The sequence below is a fragment of the Halomonas sp. Mc5H-6 genome (assembly GCF_024124705.1).
Lineage (GTDB): Bacteria > Pseudomonadota > Gammaproteobacteria > Pseudomonadales > Halomonadaceae > Vreelandella > Vreelandella subterranea.
On the sequence record NZ_JAMXSI010000006.1, the window covers coordinates 160,929 to 185,250 of the forward strand.

Here is a 24,322-nt window from a genome sequence, read left to right on the forward strand (position 1 = left end):
CGAGAGTCGAGAAAAGGAGAGCTGCATGGAAACTGTGATCGGTATCGATATTGGCACCCAGAGCACCAAGGCGCTAGTGCTCGATGACAAGGGCCGGATACTGGCCGAACATAGCCGGGGTTATCGCGTTGACACGCCGCATCCACTCTGGGCTGAACAGTGGGCGGATGTGTGGTGGGAAGCGGTGCTCGACTGCCTTCGCGACTGCCTGGCTGACCCGAGGGTCGACCCCCAGCATGTCAAAGGCCTTTGCGTCAGCAGCCTTTACGGCGGTTCGGGTATCCCGGTCGACGCGGATATCCGGCCCGTCTATCCCTGCCTGATATGGATGGACCGTCGGGCTGAGGCTCAGGTGCAGTGGGTGAAGGCGCAAGTCGACCTCAGCCGGTTGGGGGATATCACTGGCAACGGCGTGGACAGCTACTACGGGTTCACCAAGATGATGTGGCTCAAGGCCGAACGCCCCGAGGTCTGGGAGCAGACCCGTTATCTGCTGCCGCCCAACAGCTACATCAACTACCGTCTGAGTGGTGAAATCGCTATCGATCACAGCTCAGCCGGTAATATCGGCGGTATCTACGACCTGGAAAAACGCGCATGGTCGACGGAAATGCTCGATGCGCTGGGTCTTGACCGAGACAAACTGCCGGACCGGCTGGTGGACTCGGGCGCGACAGTCGGTGGCCTGGAGCCATCGCTGGCCGAATCGCTGGGCCTGCAAGCCGGTATCCCCGTGGTCGCCGGTGGCGTCGATGCGGCGATGGCCACGCTGGCGGCAGGGGCGACTCGTCCAGGCAACCACATCGCCATGATAGGGACCAGCATGTGCTGGGGGGTGATCAATCGGCGCGTCGATGCCCGGCAGGGGCTCATCAGCATGCCGCATGTGCTGAATGGCGGCCAGGACCTTTACACCTTCGGCGGGGCCCTGACCGCGGGGGCTTCCGTCAGCTGGTACGTCGATACCTTCTGTGGTGAGGACAAGGCCGTCGCCGGTGAGAGCGGGAGTGCCTTTGAACGTCTCGAGCCGCCCGCGCGCGAACTCCCCCCGGGGGCCAATGGCCTGCTCTTCCTGCCCTACTTGATGGGCGAGCGCAGCCCCGTATGGGATGCCCATGCCAGCGGCGGTTTCATCGGGCTCAGCCTTTATCACCAGCGCCATCATCTCTACCGAGCCGTGCTGGAAGGCGTGACCTTCGCGCTACGGCACAACATCGAAGCAGGCTCCCAACAGGGAGTAACCCTCGACGACCACCTGATCGTGGTCGGCGGTGCCACTCAGTCGGATCTATGGATGCAAATCATCGCCGACGTGACCCGCATGCCCGTCTACACCTACCGCGAGAGCGTTGAGGCCGCGCTGGGTGCTGGCCTGCTGGCCGGTCAGGCTTGCGGTTTGCTCGACCTCGCCCAGCCGCTACAGCATGGCACCCTCGTCGAGCGCGCCACGCCATGCGAGACGGCGGCGTGTCGATACGATGAACTCTTCACACTTTATTGCCAGCTCTATCCGACGCTCAAGCCGATCATGCATCAGCTCAATACCCGCCACACACAGAGCGAGTGAACGTATTCCATGAATTTCGAACTGCAGAATCAACGCATTCTCGTCACGGGCGCGACCAGCGGTATCGGTCTCGACATAGCCAAAGCCCTCGCCGAGCTGGGCGCTAACCTGGTGCTGATAGGCCGTAATCAAGACATTCTCAGCGAACTTGAGCAGTCGCTCGGGGCGCTTACCCTGGCCGTCGATATTACCGATGAAGCGGCAGTCACCGCGGCCTTCGCTGAGATGCCTGTCATTGATGGCCTGGTCAACTGCGCGGGCGTCTCGATCCTCGACGACGTTCTCGACGTCAAGGCGAAAGACCTTGAGCAAATCATGGCCACCAACGTCACCGCCAGTGCCGTGGTCGCCCGGGAGGCCGCACGTCACATGATTGCGAATGGTCGCCAGGGGAGCATCGTCAATGTCTCCAGTCAGGCGGCCATGGCGGCCCTGCCGGGGCATCTCGGCTACTGCGCGTCCAAGGCGGCCATGGATGCCATGACGCGGGTGCTGTGTCTCGAACTTGGCCCCAAGGGCATCCGCGTCAACAGCGTCAACCCGACGGTGACACTGACCCCCATGGCCGAACGCGCCTGGTCAGACCCCGCCAAGCGCGACCCTATGCTGGCAGCCATTCCCCTGGGGCGCTTTGCCGCTCCTCGTGAAGTGGCGCTGCCGGTTGCCTTCCTGCTCAGCTCGGCGGCCTCAATGATCAGCGGTGCCAGCCTGCCCATAGACGGCGGCTTCACGTCTCACTAATGCCAAGGGGAAACTCCATGACCTATCAGCTCGATGCGCTTCGTCAGCACTCCATGGTGGTCGCCGACACAGGTGACCTGGAGGCCATTCAGCGCTACCAACCGCACGACGCCACGACCAACCCATCATTGCTGCTCAAGGCCTTTGAGTTACCGGGGTACCAAGCATTAATTGATCAGGAACTCGCTGCCGTCAAAGCCGAACCCCGCGACCAGCAGGCAGAACATGCCGTGGATCGCCTCGCCGTGGCCATGGGCAGCGAGATTGCCAAGCTCATCCCTGGCCGGGTATCCACCGAAGTGGCCGCGAAGCTGTCCTTCGATACCGAGGCCAGCATCCGCAAGGCCCACGAGCTGGTAGCGCTCTACGAGAAGCGAGGGGTGGCCAAAGACCGAATATTGATCAAGTTAGCCTCCACCTGGGAGGGCATTCGTGCCGCAGAAGTGTTGGAGAAAGAAGGCATCAACTGCAACCTGACCCTTCTGTTCAGCGATGCGCAGACCCAGGCGTGTTTTGATGCGGGTGTGTTCCTGGTGTCTCCCTTCGTCGGCCGCGTCACCGACTGGTACAAGAAGGAGACCGGGCAAACCTTCACCCCCGAAAACGACCCCGGCGTACAGTTCGTGCGTGGCGTCTGCGAGCGGGTCAGTCAAGGCGGTTACGATACCGTGGTGATGGGCGCCAGCTTCCGCACCGCCGACCAGGTGCTGGCACTCGCCGGCTGCCCACGGTTGACCATCTCGCCGGTGTTGCTCGAAGAACTGGCGACGACACCGGGCGAAGTTAAGGCCAATGTGTTGATGACACGCAATGGCGGCCCACGGCCAACACCGCTCAACGAGCCTGCTTTTCGTTGGGGACACAATCAGGACGCCATGGCCAATGACAAGCTGGCCGAGGGTATCCGCCGTTTCGCCTATGATCAGTCGCGCCTTGAAGAGCAGATTGCCCAGCGCTTGGCTGCCCTGTGATGTTAAGTTCCCGCGCGACTTACTGAATCAGCGTGGCAGAGATCGTGACCTCACGGCCATCGGTGGTGGGGTCTTTTATTTGCTCGAAGAGCAATCGAAAGGCTTCATGCCCTAATTGGTAGGTGTCGTGCACTGCGCAGGGGATCGATACATCGAAAATATCGGCATAGGGAAGCCGATCGATGCCGACGACGAGCACATCATCCCGTGATACGTGGGCATCGTGCAGGGCCCGCATCGCCCCCAGCGTGATCAACTGGTTGAAACCGAATACGGCGTCGGGGAGCTTATCCTGGCGAAGATGGGCGGCCATGTCGCGATAGGCGGGCTGTAAGGTATAGTCGCCTGGGCGTTGCTCCAATGACAAAGGAACGCCCGCCTCCTCGTAAGCCGCTTTGAGACCAGCCAGCCGATGCCGTGTGATTTGCGAGCCACTGGGTCCTGTTAGTGTCAGCACGCGTTCGATGTTCTTCTTTACCAGCCACTCGCCAAGCAATCGCCCGGCCAGGTGGTTGTCCAGTACCACACGGCTGAAGTCCGTCACATCCAGCGTTCGGTCCAGCATCACCACCGGCAAGTTGGCCTTACGCAGCCGTTCCAGATAATTGGGTCGGTAACTGGCGTCGTCAGAGACAGGCGACAGAATGATCCCCGCCACCTGATAACTGAGCAGGGTATCGATCGCCACTTCTTCAAGTTCTGGCGAGCCATCGGTGTCGATCAGCATGATGGTGTAGTCATGCTCCTTGGCCGCACGTGAAATGGCCTTGATCACTTCACTGTAAAAAGGGTTATCCACGCTGGCTGTCACCAGCCCAATGAGCCGGTTCTTGCGACTTCGAAGATGGCTGGCGAAGGCATTCGGTACGTAGCCCAGCTCGTTTGCCGCAGCCAATATTTTCTCACGCGTCTCTGGCCTGACCTTCTCAGGCTTTTTCAATGCACGCGACACCGTCATGTTGGTCATACCCACATGTTTGGCGATATCGGTGATAGTGACTTGGCTGCGTTTCGTCATGATGTACGACTCGTATATCAAGGATACAGTGCAAGACCAACGATCCAATGCCCTGGCAGTTGGAGCCGGGAATACAACAGGGTCAGTGCTTAGTAGCGCCTTCAAGCTTTCAATTGGCGGGAGCCACCTCAGTCGGTCTTGCAGCGATTGACCGTACCTTAACGTATTACCTTCATGAAGTGGCCATCATCATTGTCAGGCAAGCTCAGGCTGTCAAACATTGTAAAGATAGAAATCAGGAATGCTACTCTGCTGGACGACTAAACGCATATTTGGCAAGTCATTGCCTTCCAACTTGGCCCGACGTTGCGCATCGGGTAGATGAGTCCAGCGCTGACCCAAGCGCTGCTCAAGTGTATGTTCAGGCACCTGAATAAAAACACGCAAATCCATCTGGTCAGACAACGTCACCCACTGCGGGTCATCCAGCAGTAGGTAGTTTCCCTCAACGATAACAAGGCGCACCTCAGGGCCGATCATACGGGCGGCGGCTCGCGAAATTTCCCTGGTTCGATCAAATACCGGCACGGCTACGGCGGTGCCATCATCAGCCGTAATACGCTGTAGCATCACATGCAGGCCATCAACATCGAAGGTATGAGGAGCGCCCTTGCGACCCAAGTCACCGCGTTCCGACAACAACTCATCATCGTAGTGGAACCCATCCATGGGCAGAATCGCCACGTGGCCAGGAGAAATTGACGAAAGCGCATCAAACAATCGTTTGGCAATATAACTCTTGCCTGCCCCGGGCGGCCCTGCCAATGCGACAAGCCGACGCTCAGGCCCCTCTAACCAGGGGGTAAGACGTACAACCAGTTCATGAAGGTTGATAGTATTCAGCATCCGGCTGCTCCTCCTGCAAAAACTGAGACTCGGAGGGATTACCAATCACTAAACGTGGCGGAATAACCACCACTTCACCGGCACGCTCGGCGCTGCCATCAAACCACTCGAAACAGGTTTGAATCATTGTTTCCATGTCCTGCCTCAGCATGATGGTATCGAGCGGTAAACAGGCAGCAAAAGGGTCCCAGTCAAAGCAAGCCAGGCGGGCATGACGAACCCGTTCGGGATAGGCGTGCCAGAACATGGCAAACCCCTCAAAAGCAGTGATCGAGTTAACCAACAACGCCGCAGGAGGCTTGCCGCCATCGGTAAAAAGCGCCTCCAGTGCGGCTTTGGATGCCAGAGGGCTGTACCCACAGCGCAAAATATCGCCTGGCTCGACGGTACGTGAATGCTCACGGCATACCGCCATAAACCCCTCCACCCGCTGGTCCGTTGCGTACTCGTCCTCCCGCCCTCCGAGAAAAATCACGCGCTCGCCCTGAGGAATATCCTTCAACAACATACGGGTCAGATTACGGGCCCCCCCCACGTTGTCCGTCACCACAGAAAACGTATCAGCTCCCGGCAAGTCGACATTGACACAACGCACCCCCCGAGCACGGCATAGCTGATTCAAGGGCTCCGGATGGCGCACGCCTGCAATGACCAATAGCTCTACCTGTTGGCCCACCAGAGTGGCGGTCACTTGTTCCTCAATATCCTGATCACGCTGAGTACTCACCACGATCGGCACTAAGGAACGTCGCCGCGCCTCACTCTCAAAGTTCTCGATCAGGCCAGCAAAAAAGCGATTGCGGTGGTGAGGTACGATCATACCGGCCAGCGACGAGCGCTGCATGCGGAGTCCCCGGGCACGCTGATTCGGTTGATAATCCAGTTGCTTGGCCAACGCAAGTATATGCTTTGCTGTCGCCTCCTTGATCCGATGCTGCTGCCAACTACCGTTGAGCACAAAGCTGACCGCCGAGGTAGAAGTGCCCGCCGCACTGGCAATATCCCTGATCGTGGTTCGCCCTCCCGGCTTTGCTCTGGTCATATTGATCTCCGTGATATAAGCGCTGAATCACCATGCCATGCTCTTTTTGAAGAGACAAGCTAAAAGGTTTTAGCTTCAGGTCCCAAATATGCGCCAAGCGGCTTGACGAAACAAGCTAAAAGGTTTTAGCTTTTAACTGACAGAGGCAGCATTGGCTCTGATAACAGGCTCCCAGCCAGCAACGTACATATCCGTTCGATCTATAAAATCAACAAACAAGATCCGTAAACAAGATCAACAAACAAGATCCGTAAACAAGATCAACAAAGATAACGGGAGAACAAACATGAACCTCAGCAAACTTTCACGCCGCGCGTTCAAGCTCGCCGCCAGCTCAGCCATCATGGCCCTCGCTTCTGGCGCTGCCATCGCCGATGACAGCCCCACCATAGGTGTTGTGGCCAAGATCGGCGGAATCCCCTGGTTCAACGCCATGGAAAGTGGCATTGAAGAAAAAGCCGAGGAACTCGGGGTTGAAGGCTTCATGGTCGGACCTACCAGTGCAGATCCAGCCCTTCAGGTACGTGCCATCGAAGACATGATCGCCCAAGGCGTGGATGTTATCGGCGTAGTGCCCAATGATGCTCAGGTACTTGAGCCAGTGCTTGCCCGAGCACGTGACCAAGGCATCATCGTGCTTACTCATGAATCGCCTGACCAGCAAAATGTGGCCTGGAACTTCGAGCTTGCCTCAGCCCAGGGGTTTGGTGAGGCCTACGGCGAGCGCCTGGCCGAGCTGATGGATGGCAGCGGTCAGTATGCGGTATTTGTTGGCGGACTTTCCGTTCCTCTGCACAACGCCTGGGCAGACGCCGCAATCGCCTATATCGAAGATAATTACCCGGACATGAGCGCCATTGGCGACCGCTATGGCGTGGCCGAGGATGTGGACGCCTCCCGACGTACAGCGCTTGACCTGATGCGGGCCAACGACGACCTCGGTGGCATACTTGCCTTTGGCAGCCAAGGGCCGATTGGTGCGGCACGCGCCGTAGCGGAACGCCGCCTCAGTGGCGAGGTTGTCGTGCTTGGCCCGTTCTCACCAGGCCAGGGACGCCGCCTGCTTCATGACGGCGTGTTAAGCGGTGGCTTCATGTGGAATCCTAAACAGGCTGGCGAAGTATTTGTCACTCTTGGCACTCTGCTGGCCAATGGCGAGACGCTGGAAAGCGGCATGGAAGTCGAAGGACTCGGCGTGATTGATCCGGACGTAGAGAGCCGCAACATCATTGTCGACCAGCTGATCGAGATCAATAGCGAAACCGTCGATGAACTGGCCGCCCTCGGCCTCTAACAGCGCCTAGCTGTCCCCCAGGAGCACGCCAGAGGTCAACCATGAACCATAAACTAGCTGGGGCTGATGAGCAGCCCCCTGAGTTGCTGCGCCTTGAGCACGTATCCAAGCGTTTTGGCGGTGTACAGGCGCTTGACGATATCTCCTTTAACGTCATACCAGGCGAGGTACTATGCCTTGCCGGAGAAAACGGTTGCGGGAAATCCACGCTGATCAAAACCATCAGCGGCGTACACCAACCAGAACCCGGCGCCATCATGCAATGGGATGGCAAGGACATGCTCGGGTTAGGTCCCTCCCAGGCAAGAGAAATGGGCATTCAGGTCATCTGGCAAGACCTTGCCCTATTTCCCGAAATGAGCGTGGCCGAAAACATAGCCTTTGAACAGAACCTTGGCACTCGCGTGGGCTTGGTAAACTACGCGACCATGCGTCAAAAGGCCGCCGATCTACTCCAAAGGTTAGGTGTATCTATCGACCTGGACGTCAGGGTCGACTCCCTGTCCATTGCCAACCGCCAGCTCGCCGCCATCGCCAGGGCCCTGATTGCTGACGCACGCCTGGTTTTCATGGACGAGCCTACCGCCTCACTGTCGCGGCACGAAACCGAAGCCCTCATCACTATCGTCCGAAAGCTGTCCGAACAGAATATTGCCGTAGTGTTTGTAAGCCATCGGCTAGCGGAAGTTCTGGATATCTGTACCCGGGTCACAGTGCTGCGCGACGGTCGCTACGTCGGCACCTACTCCACCAGCAACATGACCCAATCACGCTTGACCGAACTGATGACGGGCCAACGTTTCGATTACCAGACGCGCCCAGCTCCAGCCCAACAGGGCGACCCGCTACTGAACGTTAAAAATCTCTCCCGCAGTGGGGAGTATCACAATGTAGATCTCGATATACACCCTGGAGAAATCGTCGGGCTAACTGGCCTGCTTGGCGCGGGCCGCACAGAACTCGCACTATCGCTATTCGGAATGCGACGACCCGACGAAGGCCAGATTGTGTTCGAAGGCAAGCCGCTTCACATGGCCTCAAACCGGGATGCCATCAAGGCCGGGATTGCCTATGTATCCGAAGACCGGCTATCGCTTGGCCTGATCCAACAGCAACCCATCGGCGATAACACTGCCATTACCGTGCTTGGTCGCCTGCTAAACCCGCTCGGTTTGCTCTCACCGAAGAAAAAAAAGCGTCTGGTGGATGACTGGATTCACCGCCTGAAGGTCAAGATTGGCGATACCCGCGATCCCATTTCCAGCCTGTCTGGCGGTAATCAGCAGCGCATCGTACTTGCCAAATGGCTAGCCACCGAGCCAAAACTATTAATTCTCGACAGTCCCACCGTCGGTGTGGACGTCGGTGCCCGTGCCGGTATTTTCGAAATCGTGACCGCCCTTGCAGAGCAGGGAGTGGCGATTCTGCTGATTTCAGACGAAATACCTGAAGTCTATTTCAACTCGGACCGCGTGTTGCACATGCGTGATGGCCGTTTAATAGAGGAATTCACACCCGCGACGACCGAGCTTACGCACATTGAGGAGGCTGTTCATGCATAAATTTATTCCTCGTGTGGGTGGTACCGAGCTATGGCTGATCGCCGTGATCGTGTTGATTTGCATCGCGCTATCACTCACCACCGATACCTTTCTGACGCTGGTCAATATCCTGGACCTCCTTAACTACTCCGCAGTCAACGTGATCTTCGCTGCGGGCCTTTTGGTGGTGCTGGTCGCCGGTGGTATAGACATCTCCTTCGCCGTGGCCGCCTCGGTCGTCCAGTACCTTACTGCCACCACCTTGATCAGCATCGGCGGCGGCAACTGGGCTATTGGTTTTGGCTTAGCCATTGGCTTTGGCACTTTGCTAGGTGCCATCAACGCCGCCTTTATCTATCACTTCAAAATCATCTCGATTGTCGTGACCATCGCCACCTTTAACCTGTTCTTCGGCTTGCTGATGTTTCTAACCGACGGCGCCTCGATTTATCTACTACCGGACTGGGTGGTTGACCGTGTCGTATTCTTCGAACTGGAAACCAGCAACGGCTGGGCCGAACTCACCCTGCCCGTTTTCGTCATGGCAGTGGTGCTATTTGCCACTTGGCTGCTGCTTAGGCGCCTTAACATTGGCCGCCAGATATTCGCCATGGGCGACAACCCCGAAGCCGCACGGCGACTGGGGATAGGCATTGGCAAGATGCACTACCTGGCCTACGGCTGGCTGGGTGCTTGCGCCGGCATCGCAGGGCTCATGCAGATGCATTACGCCCAAGAGGTCGTGCCCAATGCCATGTACGGGCGAGAGCTTGAAGTGCTTGCCGCTGTCGTGCTGGGCGGAGCACGCCTGGGAGGCGGGCGCGGCACGCTGCTGGGGGCAGTGCTCGGCTTGGCCCTGGTAGCCATTACTCAAAACGGCCTCAACCTGCTTGGCATTTCCTCTTACGCTTTCCGAATGATCGTGGGGGCCACTATTTTGATCGCTATCTGCATGTCAGGGGATACCCTCGATGCCCTGCGCACGCGCCTTAAACGCACGCGTGCCACAACCCGTCATGGGGAGGTAGTGTAATGCACTCATTTGTAACGCAGCTTTTCTCTCGCAACGCCTCCAGAGGTAGCCCCTCATCTGGCCCAGCAGGAGAACTGATAGGCATAAGCATTGTTCTGTTGGCGCTGCTGATCCTGTTCAGCTCGTTATCCGACCGCTTTTTTACCGGCGCTACCTTTTCCTCCATCGCCTTCCAGCTACCTGAACTAGGCCTGCTGGCACTGGCCATGTTGATCCCCTTGCTCTCAGGCGGGCTCAACCTCGCGATTACTTTCTCCGCCAATATCTCAGCGCTAGCGATGGCTTGGGTAATTGGCTGGCTGGGTGGTACGGACGCGGGCATGACAGGCATTCTACTCGGCATGTTGGCCGCCATACTCAGCGGCGCACTGATCGGGTGGGCGCTGGGGGCCATTGTTGCCTACACTGGCGCGCACCCTATTCTCGCCTCACTGGCCATGATGATATTCCTGCGCGGATTAGGCGAGTTTCTTACCCGTGGCGGCAGTATTTCAGGTTTCCCCGAAGAACTTGCCTATCTTGGCCAAGGCACACTGTTTGGTATTCCCATTCCACTGCTGATTTTCGGCCTCAGTGCTGCTATTTGGGCGCTGATCCTCAACCGCACCCGGTTAGGATTCTCGATCTACATGCTGGGTTCAAACACAGCCGCTACACGCTACTCAGGCATCAGCACAAGACGCACCCTCACCATGGTGTACGTACTGTCCGGCATCATGTGCGGTATCGCGGGCATCATCATGGCCAGCCGCTTCAACTCGGTGCGCGTTGGCCATGGCGAAGCCTACCTTTTGATCACCGTGCTGGCCTGCTTTTTAGGCCGGGTTGACCCCTTCGGTGGTTTTGGTCGCGTAGCGCCGGTTGTCATGGCACTCATCATTTTGCAGGTCATCAGCTCCGGTCTTAACCTGCTCGGCACCAACCAACACCTGGCAACAGCGCTATGGGGCGGGATTCTCCTCGCCGTCATGGTGGTGCGCTACCTCTGGGCCAGGTTCTCCTCAAGGCGCAAGGCAAGTGCCTGAGGTTGCCGCCACGATGACGTAAGTGTGCAACGAGCACGTACTCACATAACAAACGTACTTACATCACAAACGCACTTACACATAACCATCATATCCACACAAGAATCGCACGTTCACACAATAATAGAAGGAGTGACCCATGAGTGTTAGTGGCTTTGGCGTACATACCGCCATGTGGGCAATGGAGTGGGATCGGCCAGCCGCCGAGTTGGCCATTTCCGAAGCGGTCAAGCACGACATCGACTTTCTTGAGATAACGATGCTGGATCCCATGGGGGTCGATACCGCCCATACACGCAACCTGCTGGAAAAAGCTGAGGTAGATTGTGTCTGCTCGCTTGGGCTCCCCCTGGACAAGCTGCCTACCAACAACCCAGAAGGTGCACTCGACTTTCTCACCATGGCCATTGATAAATCCGCCGAGATAGGCGCCAAGGTGATGAGCGGGGTCATTTACGGCGGCATTGGTCAGCGCACCGGCTCCCGCCCCACTCAGCAAGAGTACGACGCGACGGCCCGAGTGGTCGAAAAAGCCGCCGCCTATGCCCAGTCAAAAGGAATGCTATACGGGCTGGAAGCGGTGAACCGCTATGAAAACCACCTGCTCAACACCGCCGACCAGGCAGTCATGCTATGCGAGATGGTCGGTGCCGAAAATGTCTTTGTCCACCTCGATACCTACCACATGAATATCGAAGAAAAGGGCATCGCCCAAGGCATTCTTCGTGCCCGAGAGCACCTCAAGTACATTCATCTGTCCGCATCCGACCGTGGCACGCCAGGTCGCGACACGATTGCCTGGGATGAAGTCTTCACCGCTCTTGCCGCCATTGAATTCAAGGGCGGCATGGCCATGGAGAGCTTTATCACCGTGCCCCCTCAGGTAGCCAGCGCCCTCTCCGTTTGGCGCGATGTCGCCCCCTCCCGCGAGGAAGTGCTCACCGACGGCCTTAGCTACCTGCGAATGAAAGCGAACCAGTATGGTTTAATCTGATCGTTTGCTCTCGCCTTGAGCCTTCTCAAAGGAGCCTTCTCAGAACAGCATCGCCTTACTAGAAAAGTACCAGCCCGTCTTGATTGGTTAGTACGACTTCACCCCAGATTGAGTAGCGCGACACTTTATAGTCCGATTCGCTGCTCGGGTACAATCCTGGGGTGATGCCAACCATAGCCGTCCAACGATGTCTCGCCTTACGTGTTCTTCTTAGGCACTTAAATGGCGGAGTGGGCAAATGACAGAACCACAAGGACTTTTTATGCGGCCGTCACATCACACCGCCCTGATCTTGGCTCCCGGCTTCCATACACCGGTTAGGCTTTTAAAGTATCGCCTTTCAAACTCGCCAAGACATTTGCTTTCGATGCCTGCTCGCGCTCAGCGTAAAGCGAAAGCTCATCGGTTACCTGAGAACCCAACGCTTCTTCAAAGGCACCGCGATTAGCGTTACCCTCATAGGCCTCGTTCTGCTCTTCACCTAAGTTCGACCGAAAAATACCTGCAGCACTCACCGGTAAAAAGTCTTCATAAGTAATCGGATGGGCTTCCACAAGGCCTTGTTCGATCAAAACCTCAAGATCGTTACTAGCATTACCCTCAGCGGTCTGACCTGCTTCTGTCAGGCGGTATTGAAAGTACGCCAAGCCTTCATGGCGCATTGCCTCCTCACAGTCGGGAAGCGCCATAAATACCTTATTCATTACTGCTTGATAAGCCTCGTTATCCAGTTCCGCGGCTTGTTTGCGGCCTTCTCTCAGTAACTGGTCATAAAGTTCACGCCCCCTTGGCGTGAGTGCCATCCCGCGCTGCTCAATTTCACCAAAGCGTGCCGTATGGGTTCCTTCTGCGTTACCCGCAAAACGAATCGACTCCTCTAACGCCTTAAAGCTCGTTTGGCGCAACAAAATAGGGCATTCACGATGCGGCGGCCCTTCAATCACCGCTTTGGGATTCATGCCCATATCCGGCATACGGCGCTGCACTTCATCAATATCCAAGGTGCGCGGCGTCAGGTGATTAATATGTGGCCCTCGGAAGCAAACCACGTCAGCAATCAACCGGTGCTCATCATGAAGCGCATGATAAGTCTCCAGATCGACCGTAGCGTCCTGGTGCCAGCGGAACGTTTCCAGTGCTTCCTTAACAAACTGGTCAGCTTCCTTGTTGGTTAGCCCGCCCTCGGACTCGTGACGCTCAATGAGCTCCCGCACGCGCGGAGTGAAAATATCACGTTTCGCCAGTATCTCTTCTGAACGCTGGCGTAGCGTCTCGCTTTCGATTAACTCTAAACGGAGTAGCGAGGTAAAAACGCGGAAAGGATTGCGCGCCAGCGCCTCATCGTCGATGGGCCGGAAGGCTGTTGAGTGAACAGGCACCCCAGCTTCGGAGAGATCGTAATAGCCCACCGGGTACATCCCCATAACGGCAAACAGCCGCCGCAACATGGAAAGCTCGTTTGCTGTTCCCACTCGAATGGCCCCGTGGCGCTCTACGCTCAAACGCGCCAGCTCATCCTGGCTTTTCAAACGGCGGTGCAGGTCAGGCTGTTGGTTGAGCGTTTCTAGGTTGACTCGTTCCACAAGTTCAAGCAACGCGCCGTATTGTGGCACTTCTGCTTTATACATGTCCGACATGGCCTTAGAGAAACGGTCGCGAATAACGTCGGTTGAAAGGAACGATATTGGGGTCATTTCGAGGCTCTCTATAGCGTATTGTTAATGTCAAAAGGATTTATAGATATCATGTGTGCTAATAGCGCTTGAAAAGGATGATGCAGGCAAGTATCCGAAAGCGCTTCACATGGCTACTTAAGGAGTAGCCCTACCCAAAAATCGCTTCAATCGACGGCGAGCACAGCTAGTAGCTTTTGCGCGAACAGCGCCGGGGCTTCTACCGAGGGTACATGACCCACGCCTTCAAAAATCTCTAGCGGTGAGTCATCGAGCTCCGCTGATAGGGCTTCCAGCGTCGCAGGCGGCGTGGCCAGATCCTCGCTTCCGCCAAACAGCTGTACCCTAACCTTATGAAGAGTGTTCTTACCTGAGAGCCTTCCAGTGAACGTATCGCGGCCGAGCATTTCGCACAGCTGGGCGTAGGACTCATCATCGCCACGGCCCATCTGGGTGCACCAGCCCGCTTTCAGCGCCGGGCTTGCTTCAAACGCCTTTGGCGCAAACCAGCGCGGCACAATCTCTTCAGACATCGCCGTCAAGCCTTCCTGCCGTACACGACCTGCACGGGTGTTCCAGAGATCCGGATTGCCGATCACCGCGCCGGTATTGGTCAGCGTTGCTGACAATAGACACTCGGCGTGCGCGACAATCAGCTGCTGGCCAACCACACCACCGATCGACGTTCCAATAAAGTGAAAGCGCCTAGCGCCAGCGAGCTCCACCAGTGCCAATGCTTCAGCTGCCAAGTCGGAGGGGCTGATTTGTTTACCGCTTACAGCCGCGCTTGCCCCGTGACCAGGTAGATCCCAAGTCAGTACCCGGTAACGTGGCAGCAGCGCGGGAATCACGTCGTCCCATACTGATTGACTCATGCCCAGCGGGTGCGCCATAACGATCAGTGGGCTCGTTTCCGAGCCGAGCAGCCGGTAGGCGACGCTGCGGCCATTGATATCCATAAATGCCATAGTAACTCTCCCTTCCTCAGGCATCGCATCATTGGAAGCTCGCGGTAATACGGAAGATCAGAGCTTCAACTCTTATATCTTCCCCCTTACCTTATCCTTCTTACGCCCTTTCTATCAGCGTGGCGATACCCTGACCCACGCCTACACACATGGTGCAAAGCGCATAGCGCTTGCCACTGGTTTGCAGCTCATGGGCGGCGGTCAGCAACAGGCGCGCGCCGGACATGCCTAGCGGGTGCCCCAGGGCAATCGCGCCGCCGTTAGGGTTGACGCGAGGATCATCGTCGGCCAGCCCCAGGTCGCGCATACACGCCAGTGCCTGGGCGGCAAAGGCTTCGTTGAGTTCGATAATATCGATGTCATCGAGACTCACGCCGGTGCGTTCAAGCAGACGGTTGACCGCAGGCACGGGGCCGTAACCCATGATCCGTGGCTCAACGCCCGCCGTTGCCATGCCAATGATCTTCGCCATCGGTTTAAGACCGTGCTGTTTGACCGCTGCCGCGCTTACCACCAACATCGCCGCCGCGCCGTCGTTAACACCCGAGGCGTTGCCTGCGGTGACGCTACCACCTTCACGGAAGGGAGTGGGCAGTCCGGCGAGTTTCTCAAGCGTGGTTTCCCGCAGGTGCTCATCCTGATCAAAGATCAGCGGCTCCCGCTTGCGGCGTGGGATCTCAATCGCAGTGATCTCTTGGGCAAAGCGACCGGCCTGTTGCGCGGCGGCGGCTTTCTGCTGGGAACGCAACGCAAAGGCGTCCTGATCTTCACGGGAGATGTTGAACTGCTCGGCAACGTTTTCCGCCGTCTCCGGCATGGACTCGACGCCGTAGGCTTCCTTCATCAGCGGGTTGATAAAGCGCCAGCCGATGGTGGTATCTTCAATCTTCTGCCCCCGGGCGAAGGCGCTATCGGCCTTGCCCATCACGTAAGGCGCTCGGGACATGGATTCCACACCACCAGCCAGCGCCAGCTCCATCTCACCGGCTTTAATGGCACGAAACGCCGTGCCCACTGCGTCCATACCCGAGCCACAAAGGCGGTTCATGGTAGTGCCAGGTACCGAGGTGGGAATGCCCGCCAGCAGCGATGACATCCGCGCGACATTGCGGTTATCTTCACCGGCCTGGTTGGCACAGCCCATGAATACTTCGTCTAAAGACACAGGATTGAGGTTCGGCGCTTCCGACAGCACGGCTTTGAAAATTGTCGCGGCGAAATCATCTGGACGTACACTGGCAAGCGTACCGCCGAAACGGCCCACAGCAGTGCGACGCGGATGGCAAAGGTAGACATCGCTCATCAAAAACTCCTTATGCGCCCACGTGGGCGCGCTCGGTGCGGGCTTTTAGCTCACGTAAAATTGTAAGCTCGGTTTCGCTGGGCTCGGGAGTGCTCTCAAGCTGCTCGGCAAAGCGGATCTCCCAGCCAGTGGCCTCAATCACGTCTTCACGGGATACCCCAGTGTGCAGCGAAACCACCACCAGCTCTTTAGTCTCGGGGTCAGGCTTCATGACACAGAGGTCGGTGATCACCCGGGTAGGGCCTTTGCCGATGTTGGGCACGTTGTCGCGGCCTTTGCCGTCGCGGCCAAAACCAAGCGTGGTGACAAAGTCGACGTCTTTTACAAACGCCCGCTTGGAGTGCTTCAGGGTGATAAACACTTCCCCCGCATTGGTGGCGATTTCCGGCGCGCCACCGCCGCCCGGCAGGCGCACCTTGGGCGCCTTGTAATCACCGATCAGCGTCGTGTTGAGGTTTGCAAAGCGGTCGATCTGGGCGGTGCCTAAAAAGCCCACGTCGACCTTGCCGCCCTGCAGCCAGTAGCGGAACATCTCCGGCACTGACACGGTGGTCAACGCCGATTCGCACAGCTCGCCATCGCCGATGGAGAGCGGCAGAATATCGGGCTTGGTTTGCAGCGTACCGGACTCATAAATCAGCACCACGTCCGGCGCATGCGTCAGGCGTGCCAGGTTAGCGGCTTCGGAAGGTAAGCCGATGCCCACAAAACAGGTCATGCCATTTTCCAGTGCCCGCGCGGCAGTCACCGACATCATTTCAGACGAGGTATATTCGAGGCTCATTAAATAGTCTCTCCTGTATGATGTTGAACATCGTTAAAAACGTTGTCATCGAGCCACTGGGTAAAGGCCTCGCGGTCACGGGCAATCGCATCCCACTCTTTATAAAAGCGGTTGCTGCGGTCGTAGTAACCATGCGTGTAAGAAGGCAGCGCCCCCTTTTCCGCGACGGCAACGGCGCTGATGGCCCAGCTGGGAATCACACAGGCGTTGGGGTGCGTGTCCAGGTCATCGACGATCTCTTCCACGGTGACAATGCTGTGCTTGGCTGCCAAAACCGCCTCTTTCTGCACACCAACAATCCCTTCCACCAGCACATTGCCCTGGCGGTCTGCTCGTTGGGCGTGAACAATCGACACATCCGGACGCACCGACGGCACAGCGGCTAGACGCTCCCCGGTAAATGGGCACTCGATAAATTTGATTTGATCATTGACGCTGGGCAGTTCGCTGCCGATGTAGCCGCGAAAAACCGCCAGCGGTAAACCAGCAGCCCCCGCTTCAAAGGCGCAGGCCATGGCGGCGTGGCTGTGTTCAAGAATCTCGATCTTGCGCGGCCAACCTTTCTCCACCGCATCCCGCAGACGGTGCAGCGAGCCCACGCCCGGGTTACCGCCCCAAGAGAAAATCACTTTCTTCGCGCAGCCCGCCCCGATCAGTTGATCGTAGATGATATCGGGGGTCATACGAATCAGCGTCAGGTTGCGCTTTTTTTGACGGATCACTTCGTGACCGGCGGCAAATGGAATCAAATGGGTAAAGCCTTCCATGGCAACGGTAGCGCCGTCTTCGACGAAGCGCGCTACCGCGTCATGCAAGCTTAGAAACTCGGCCATGTTGGGTGCCTCTTAGCTGAACGTTACTAACTTATTGGCATTTGTTCGTTAAACGAACATAGATTCTCAATACGAACAATTTACTGCCGAATACATACCGGGTCAAATGGCTGTTGGGCTCAGGCCATCAAATTTGAAGCAATACACAGGCCGATATAAATAAAAAAACCTTAAATAACAATGCTTTATTTATAGAGCCAAAATGCATAGACCGGTTTTGGCTGCGCTTCGCTACTACCAAGGTATAAAGAAGGGACATGGGCATGGTATGCCTATAGCCTATAAGCACAATTATTCGCTATTCGAACATCGTGCTAAAGTATTTGGGGAACATGAATTAACTGGATGAGAGCAAAATAATGGAAGACTTACCCCAGGTAGAAACGCTTAAGCCTGATGACCGTGATTTCGTCACAGCACTGGCGAGTGGCTTGGAAGTCATCATGGCCTTCGATGACTCCCATCCAAAAATGACGTTAAGTGAGGTTGCTGCCCGTACAGGTATGAACCGAGCAAAAGCACGACGATTCTTGTTAACGCTGAACGCATTAGGCTATGTGCGTAAAAATCAACGTTACTTCGAACTCGCTCCCAGAGTACTTCAACTAGGGTATTCATATCTTTCGGCGAATAATTATCGCAGCGTCATACAACAATATCTGGAGGATATTACCGCTCAAAGTGGCGAGTCATCCTCACTTGGTGTTTTGGATGGAGACGATGTCATTTATGTGGCCCGCTCAGCGGCACCACATCGCTTGATGGCGATTTCTTTATCAGTGGGGACACGCCTCCCGGCAGCACACACATCCATGGGGCGCGCATTGTTATCGCAGTTATCTGAAACAGAGCTAAACGCCTATTTAGAACGCATTTCATTGAAACGATACACCGATAAAACCATCACTGATAAAGAGGAGTTAAAGAGGTGTATCGATGAAGTGCGTCAACTAGGTTATTCGGTAGTAGATCAAGAATTAGACTCTGGCTTACGCTCCATTGCCGTTCCCGTCATCGACATCCACGACAAGCTCATAGGCGCCATCAATATCAGCACCAACGCCGCACGCGTTGATATGCAAATGCTGTTAGATATTTACAAGCCCTTATTACAGGATAAAGCCCAGCTTATCCGTCAAACGGTCAATACCTAGAGTCACTCATTAGCATGCCGACTGCTATCCAGCCTCAGCAGCTGACTGGCAAGCAAAGCTAGTGCTCAAGAAGGCTTGAACACTAGCATCCAGTAATCAGGCCCTGCTAAATGTTGCTTTCCAGCTCCGGGAGGATCTCGAACAGATCGCCCACCAGGCCATAATCGGCAACCTGGAAGATCGGCGCTTCGTCGTCCTTGTTGATCGCGACGATGACCTTGGAGTCCTTCATGCCGGCCAGGTGCTGGATGGCGCCGGAAATCCCCACCGCGATATACAGCTCCGGGGCCACGATCTTGCCGGTCTGGCCGACCTGCATATCGTTGGGCACGAAGCCTGCGTCTACCGCGGCGCGGGAAGCACCAATCGCCGCCCCCAGCTTGTCGGCAATGCCGTCGAGCAGCTTGAAGTTTTCGCCGTTGCCCATGCCGCGGCCGCCGGAAATCACCACCTTGGCGCCACCCAGCTCCGGGCGGTCCGACTCGGCAAGCTCCTGCTTGACGAAACTGGACTGGGCATTGTCGACCACGGTATCAACGGCTTCGATGGTGGGGCTGCCGCCATCACCCACGGCATCAAAGCCGGTGGTACGCACGGTGATGACTTTCAGCGCGTCGTCGCTCTTGACGGTCGCGATGGCGTTACCCGCGTAAATCGGGCGCTTGAAGGTATCAGCGCTATCCACGGCAAGCACATCAGAAAGCTGGCTGACGTCTTTCAAGGCCGCCAGACGCGGTAGCACGTTTTTGCCGGTGGTGGAGGCGCTGGCCAGTACGTGGGTGTAGCCATCGGCCAGTTCGACCAGCAGTGCGCCCATAGGCTCGGCAAGCTGGTGGGCGTAAACGGCGTTATCCGCAACGCGTACTTTACTTACGCCGTCAAGCTTGGCCGCCGCCTCGGCCGCGGCCTGAACGCCTTCACCGGCGACAAGAACGTCGATATCGCCACCAATGGCTTTAGCCGCGGCCACGACGTGGGCCGTGGCGCCCGCCAGCTGGCCTTCATGCAGGTCGGCAAGTACCAAAATACTCATAAAATCAGCTCCTTTCAAAGCGCTTGTCTCGAAGAACTCGTCTCAAAGTACGGGTTGTAAAGAACCGACCTTAAAGAACCTTGGCTTCGTTTTTCAGTTTGTCGATCAGCTCGTCTACCGAGGCCACTTTGATACCGCCCTTGCGCTCCGCCGGGGATTCGACTTTCAAAAGGCTGACCTTGGACGCCACCTCGACACCCAGATCGGCGGGAGTCTTCACGTCCATGGGCTTTTTCTTGGCTTTCATGATATCCGGCAGCTTGGCGTAGCGCGGCTCGTTGAGGCGCAGATCGGTCGTGACGATCGCCGGCAGCGTCAAGGCAACCGTCTGCAGGCCGCCATCGATTTCCCGGGTCACGTGAACCTTGTCGCCATCGACGGTCACCTCTGACGCAAAGGTGCCCTGGGGCAGGTTGGTCAAGGCGGCAAGCATCTGGCCGGTCTGGTTATTGTCGGTGTCGATGGCCTGCTTGCCGAGAATCACCATGCCCGGTTGCTCTTCATCGACCACCTTGGCCAGCAGCTTGGCGACGGCCAGTGATTCGGCGCGCTCGTCAGTTTCGATATGAATGGCGCGATCCGCCCCCAGCGCCAGCGCGGTGCGCAGTTGCTCCTGGGCGGCCTTGGGGCCCACCGTCACGGCGACCACTTCCGTCGCAACGCCCTTCTCTTTCAGACGCACGGCTTCTTCCACGGCAATTTCGCAGAAGGGGTTCATGGCCATTTTGACGTTGGTAAGGTCGACGTCAGAATGGTCCGCTTTGACACGAATTTTGACGTTGTAGTCGATGACGCGCTTCACCGCGACAAGTACTTTCATGAAAGCTCCTTAGTGATATACGTAAAAAGTGGATTAACCGACGACGCCGTCATTTTTAAACTGCGATAGTTGTTCTGGTGAAAGGCCAAGGTATTCAGCAAGCACATCATTCGTATCTTGGCCTAGCAGTGGTGCTGGCCTTTTATATTCTACTGGCGTATCAGAAAGATGAATTGGGCTCCCAACCATCTCGAAGTCAGGATTCATGGGGTGGGGGATATTGACTAACATGCCACGAGCATCCACTTGAGGCTCCGCTAATGCATCGGCAATGTTATTGATTAGCCCGACGGGCACTTTGACCTTACTTATTCTCTTCACCCAAGCGTCCGCTGTGTCGCGCTTGAAATGGTCCGATAGAATCTGAGTAATCGCCTCTCTGTTTCTGACGCGATCTTCATTCTTTGAAAACCGGGGATCCACAGACAATTCGGGCAGCTCTATCGCATTGCACAATGCGGCAAACTGAGAATCGTTGCCACAGGCGATAATGAAATCCTTATCACTTGCATGGAAGGAGTTATAGGGCACGATATTGGCATGCGCATTACCGTAGCGGCCAGGTGATACGCCCGTACTTAGGTAGTTTTGGCTCTGATTACCCAACGCAGCCAGCTGTACATCCAGTAAGGCCATATCACAATGCTGGCCACGCCCAGTTTTTTCACGAGCCAGTAGGGCTGCTTGTATAGCAATAACCGAATACAGGCCCGTCATCACATCGGTGACAGCCACGCCCACTTTCTGCGGGCCGCCACTCGGAACACCATCACGTTCACCGGTGATGCTCATCAGCCCGCCCATACCCTGAATAATAAAATCATAGCCAGGCTCCTGCGCACGAGGCCCCGTCTGACCAAACCCCGTAATTGAGCAATAGACCAATCTCGGATTAAGGCTTGAAAGTGACTCGTAATCCAGACCGTATTTCTTTAAGGAGCCTGCTTTGAAATTCTCTATCAGCACGTCGCTCTCGGCAGCCAGTGCACGAACAATTTCCTGGCCTTTCTCGCTAGCAATATCGACAGCCACCGAGCGTTTATTGCGATTGGAAGACTGATAGTAAGAAGTTTCCTGAGTATTTTCACCGTCAGCAGTCTTCATGTAGGGAGGCCCCCAGGCACGAGTATCATCCCCACGCCCAATACGCTCCACCTTGACAACATCCGCACCAAGGTCAGCTAGCACTTGGCTGCCCCAAGGCCCCGCCAGCACCCGGCTTAAGTCGAGCACACGAACGCCCGTTAGCGCTCCCATGGCACCCCCCTCTTTTGAATCAACATCATCAATTTTCGACATCACCGAGCACCGGATGATGGATGTAAAAGCGATACGCCAAGCGTGGCACGACGACGCAGCCATGGGCTTGGCCGATAGCGTGGATCACCCGTCAATACGTGAATACGATTGAGTATGCCAAGCAACCGTTTCGGTCCCAGGGCTTCCCCCCACGCCAGCGGGCCCTGGGGATAGTTGAGCCCGAGCCTGACGGCATTATCGATATCGGCAGGCGTGGCGATCTCACGCTGGGCAATATCGCAGGCCAGGTTCACCACGGCAGCAAGCACCCGCTGAGAGACAAAACCCACGCTGTCACGGATCACCGTTACGCAGGTACCATCTGATGCCAATAACGCATGCGCTGCGTCGCGCATTTCATGCCGGGTGACCGGCGTCACCATGAGAGTACGATGACGCTCAAGGCCCATCAGTGCATCAAGGCAGAGCGTGCGCTCTGGGTCGGTACCGAAGTACGCACTCGCACTCACCGCATCATCACCAAAGGGCAGCAATAGGCAGAGCGCTTCGTCCGAGGGTGAATCCGTCTGCTCGACTCGTCCGCCAAGCGACGCTATCAATGATGCAACGTACGTATGCAGGTCGGCGTCATCACATCCCACCCAGATTGGCGGTAGCTCAGTGATGTCAGGCACCGGCTGTGGCGTCGGGGCATCGACTTTTTGTCCTTTTTCATAGCGATAAAAGCCAACACCGGTCTTGCGGCCCAAGCGGTTACCTTTCAACATCTGTCGGGATATATAAGACGGACGGTAACGCGGATCGTGATAGAACTGCGTGAAGATCGCCTCCATCGCAGGATGGGACACATCCAGGCCCGTTAAATCAAAAAGTTCAAGCGGCCCCATCCGGAATCCAGCCTCTTCGCGAAGAATCCGGTCGATATCCCCAGTAGGCGCTACTCGCTCCTCAAGGATTTTCAGACCTTCTGTGCTGTAGGCACGTCCCGCGTGGTTGACGATGAAGCCAGGGGTGTCCTGGGCGCGCACGCCAGTATGGCCGAGTCGGCTTGCCAGCTTAAGCAAAGTGGCGACGACAGCTTCATCCGTATCGATGCCCCCGATCACCTCAATCACCTTCATCAACGGCACAGGATTGAAGAAGTGGAAACCGGCCACTCGATCAGGGCAGTTCAAGCCAGCGGCAATCGATGTGACCGAGAGTGAAGAGGTGTTAGTTGCCAGAATGCACTCTCGGGCAACAATTGCCTCCAGATCAGCGAATAGCGCTTGCTTGATTCCCAGGTCCTCAACGATTGCCTCGATGACCACGTCGCAATCTGCCAGGGCCGGTAAAGACTCGATGACAGAAAGATGAGACATCGCAACCTCAGCCGATTGGCGAGATATCTTGCCCTTACCCACTAGTTTGTCGAACGTTGCCTTCAGGCCATCAAGCGCCTTTTGGGCCGCACCTTCATTCTTGTCAAACAGCACCACATTCAGGCCAGCCTGGGCAGCAATTTGAGCGATCCCCGCTCCCATCACGCCGGTTCCAACAATTCCCAGTCGGTTTACGTCACTTGCCATTACGACGCTCCTCGATAGTCCGGTTTGCGCTTCTCGACAAAAGCAGCGGACCCTTCCTTTTGATCCGCTGTGTCAAAAAGCATCTGGAAAGCTTTTCGTTCAAGAACCAGGGCACTCTCAAGCGGCAGATCGGCACCCATGAGCACTGTCTCCTTGATGTGCTCGAGTGCCAGCGCTGGCAAACGCGCAATGTCTTTAGCCAATGTATTGGCGCGCTCCAATGTCTGATCGTCGGCCACCACTTCGCTCACCAAACCCATGCCCAACGCCTCGGAAGCTGGCACCATGCAGCCGGTCATCAGCATGCGCATGGCCTGAAATTTGCCAACGGCTCGAACCAATCGTTGCGTCCCGCCAGCGCCAGGCATCAAGCCAAGTTTGACCTCTGGCTGCCCAAACTGAGCAGACTCCCCAGCAACGATGATGTCGCAGTGCATGGCAAGCTCACAGCCACCGCCTAAAGCGAATCCGTTGACCGCCGCTATGACGGGCTTGTAGCAGTGCGCGATCGGCTCCCAAAGGCGTTCATTGTGTCGTAAATGCATTTCGGTCGGAGACGCAGTAGCAAACTCCTTCACGTCAGCACCGGCTACAAACACCTGCTCGCCTCCGGTCAGTACGATGGCCCTGACCTCGTCATCCTGGGCTAAAGATAAAAACATCTCGGCGAGCTGGCACCGAACAGCGCCGTTGAGGGCATTCTTGGCATCTGGGCGATCGATTCGAACCACCGCCACTCCATCATCAAGCGAAGCAAGGTAGACCTCGGCGGGCGGTTGCTTATCAGTCATACAAACCTCATCATTTATGTCTGCATTGCGAACATTTATTTTGATAATGAGGTTATTTTTACA

General features: G+C 56.4%; 22 protein-coding genes. 9 read left to right on the forward strand and 13 right to left on the reverse strand.

The genetic code is table 11. The features are described 5' to 3' along the window. The first annotated feature begins 25 nt into the window (after positions 1-25). Genes NH395_RS10735 through tal form a run of 3 tightly spaced genes read left to right on the forward strand, consistent with a single transcriptional unit; the run spans position 26 to position 3,279 of the window. Complete coding sequence (locus tag NH395_RS10735; RefSeq protein WP_253024647.1) at positions 26-1,567, forward strand: FGGY-family carbohydrate kinase; 1,542 nt, start codon at positions 26-28, stop codon at positions 1,565-1,567. A gap of 9 nt (positions 1,568-1,576) precedes the next feature. Further along, complete coding sequence (locus NH395_RS10740; protein ID WP_253024649.1) at positions 1,577-2,308, forward strand: SDR family oxidoreductase; 732 nt, start codon at positions 1,577-1,579, stop codon at positions 2,306-2,308. A 17-nt stretch (positions 2,309-2,325) separates the two neighbouring features. Further along, positions 2,326-3,279 (forward strand): transaldolase, encoded by a 954-nt coding sequence (gene tal, locus NH395_RS10745; protein WP_253024657.1) that lies wholly within the window; start codon positions 2,326-2,328, stop codon positions 3,277-3,279. A gap of 19 nt (positions 3,280-3,298) precedes the next feature. Here tal and NH395_RS10750 read toward each other — a convergent pair whose 3' ends face one another. From NH395_RS10750 to NH395_RS10760, 3 genes are all read right to left on the reverse strand, one after another. Then, positions 3,299-4,297, reverse strand: a complete 999-nt coding sequence (locus NH395_RS10750) for a LacI family DNA-binding transcriptional regulator (protein ID WP_253024659.1) — start codon at positions 4,295-4,297, stop codon at positions 3,299-3,301. A gap of 213 nt (positions 4,298-4,510) precedes the next feature. Beyond that, entirely contained in the window at positions 4,511-5,143 is a 633-nt protein-coding gene (locus NH395_RS10755; protein WP_253024661.1) for a nucleoside/nucleotide kinase family protein, read from the reverse strand. Further along, entirely contained in the window at positions 5,118-6,185 is a 1,068-nt protein-coding gene (locus tag NH395_RS10760) for a LacI family DNA-binding transcriptional regulator (protein ID WP_253024663.1), read from the reverse strand. The genes NH395_RS10755 and NH395_RS10760 overlap by 26 nt, the downstream gene beginning before the upstream one ends. Positions 6,186-6,471: 286 nt before the next feature. On the opposite strand from NH395_RS10760, the gene NH395_RS10765 reads away from it, so the two are divergent. The 5 genes from NH395_RS10765 (at position 6,472) to NH395_RS10785 (ending at position 12,072) form a co-directional block, all read left to right on the forward strand. Next, on the forward strand, positions 6,472-7,479 hold the full coding sequence (locus tag NH395_RS10765; protein ID WP_253024665.1) for a substrate-binding domain-containing protein: 1,008 nt from the start codon (positions 6,472-6,474) through the stop codon (positions 7,477-7,479). 41 nt (positions 7,480-7,520) lie between these two features. Continuing rightward, entirely contained in the window at positions 7,521-9,041 is a 1,521-nt protein-coding gene (locus NH395_RS10770; RefSeq protein ID WP_253024667.1) for a sugar ABC transporter ATP-binding protein, read from the forward strand. After that, entirely contained in the window at positions 9,034-10,053 is a 1,020-nt protein-coding gene (locus NH395_RS10775; protein WP_253024669.1) for an ABC transporter permease, read from the forward strand. The genes NH395_RS10770 and NH395_RS10775 overlap by 8 nt, the downstream gene beginning before the upstream one ends. Then, positions 10,053-11,078 (forward strand): ABC transporter permease, encoded by a 1,026-nt coding sequence (locus NH395_RS10780; RefSeq protein WP_253024671.1) that lies wholly within the window; start codon positions 10,053-10,055, stop codon positions 11,076-11,078. The genes NH395_RS10775 and NH395_RS10780 overlap by 1 nt, the downstream gene beginning before the upstream one ends. Positions 11,079-11,217: 139 nt before the next feature. Further along, complete coding sequence (locus NH395_RS10785) at positions 11,218-12,072, forward strand: sugar phosphate isomerase/epimerase (RefSeq protein ID WP_253024673.1); 855 nt, start codon at positions 11,218-11,220, stop codon at positions 12,070-12,072. A 317-nt stretch (positions 12,073-12,389) separates the two neighbouring features. Here the strand turns inward: NH395_RS10785 and NH395_RS10790 are convergent, their stop codons facing one another. The 5 genes from NH395_RS10790 to NH395_RS10810 all read right to left on the reverse strand — a co-directional run bounded on the left by NH395_RS10790 (position 12,390) and on the right by NH395_RS10810 (position 17,633). Further along, positions 12,390-13,766 carry a VOC family protein gene (locus NH395_RS10790; protein WP_253024675.1) on the reverse strand — a complete coding sequence of 459 codons (1,377 nt, stop codon included), beginning with the start codon at positions 13,764-13,766 and terminating at the stop codon, positions 12,390-12,392. 146 nt (positions 13,767-13,912) lie between these two features. Continuing rightward, a complete protein-coding gene (locus tag NH395_RS10795; RefSeq protein WP_253024677.1) occupies positions 13,913-14,713 on the reverse strand; it encodes an alpha/beta fold hydrolase in 801 nt (266 codons plus the stop codon). A gap of 100 nt (positions 14,714-14,813) precedes the next feature. Beyond that, complete coding sequence (gene pcaF, locus NH395_RS10800) at positions 14,814-16,016, reverse strand: 3-oxoadipyl-CoA thiolase (RefSeq protein ID WP_253024679.1); 1,203 nt, start codon at positions 16,014-16,016, stop codon at positions 14,814-14,816. 10 nt (positions 16,017-16,026) lie between these two features. Then, the gene (locus NH395_RS10805) at positions 16,027-16,800 is read right to left on the reverse strand and encodes a CoA-transferase subunit beta (RefSeq protein WP_253024680.1); all 774 of its coding nucleotides are present in this window, start codon (positions 16,798-16,800) and stop codon (positions 16,027-16,029) included. Then, entirely contained in the window at positions 16,800-17,633 is an 834-nt protein-coding gene (locus tag NH395_RS10810) for a CoA transferase subunit A (protein ID WP_253024681.1), read from the reverse strand. The genes NH395_RS10805 and NH395_RS10810 overlap by 1 nt, the downstream gene beginning before the upstream one ends. Before the next feature lie 359 nt (positions 17,634-17,992). On the opposite strand from NH395_RS10810, the gene NH395_RS10815 reads away from it, so the two are divergent. Beyond that, on the forward strand, positions 17,993-18,787 hold the full coding sequence (locus NH395_RS10815; RefSeq protein WP_253024682.1) for an IclR family transcriptional regulator C-terminal domain-containing protein: 795 nt from the start codon (positions 17,993-17,995) through the stop codon (positions 18,785-18,787). Between the two features lie 106 nt (positions 18,788-18,893). On the opposite strand, the gene NH395_RS10820 is transcribed toward NH395_RS10815, so the two are convergent. The 5 genes from NH395_RS10820 to NH395_RS10840 form a co-directional block, all read right to left on the reverse strand. Next, positions 18,894-19,820, reverse strand: a complete 927-nt coding sequence (locus NH395_RS10820; protein WP_253024683.1) for an FAD-binding protein — start codon at positions 19,818-19,820, stop codon at positions 18,894-18,896. A 70-nt stretch (positions 19,821-19,890) separates the two neighbouring features. After that, positions 19,891-20,640: an electron transfer flavoprotein subunit beta/FixA family protein gene (locus tag NH395_RS10825; RefSeq protein ID WP_066321003.1), complete on the reverse strand. Its 750-nt coding sequence runs from the start codon at positions 20,638-20,640 to the stop codon at positions 19,891-19,893. Positions 20,641-20,673: 33 nt separating this feature from the next. Next, the gene (locus NH395_RS10830) at positions 20,674-21,939 is read right to left on the reverse strand and encodes a CaiB/BaiF CoA-transferase family protein (protein ID WP_253024684.1); all 1,266 of its coding nucleotides are present in this window, start codon (positions 21,937-21,939) and stop codon (positions 20,674-20,676) included. Beyond that, entirely contained in the window at positions 21,939-23,468 is a 1,530-nt protein-coding gene (locus NH395_RS10835) for a 3-hydroxyacyl-CoA dehydrogenase (RefSeq protein ID WP_253024685.1), read from the reverse strand. The genes NH395_RS10830 and NH395_RS10835 overlap by 1 nt, the downstream gene beginning before the upstream one ends. After that, complete coding sequence (locus NH395_RS10840) at positions 23,468-24,259, reverse strand: enoyl-CoA hydratase (RefSeq protein WP_253024686.1); 792 nt, start codon at positions 24,257-24,259, stop codon at positions 23,468-23,470. The genes NH395_RS10835 and NH395_RS10840 overlap by 1 nt, the downstream gene beginning before the upstream one ends. Positions 24,260-24,322: the final 63 nt, after the last annotated feature.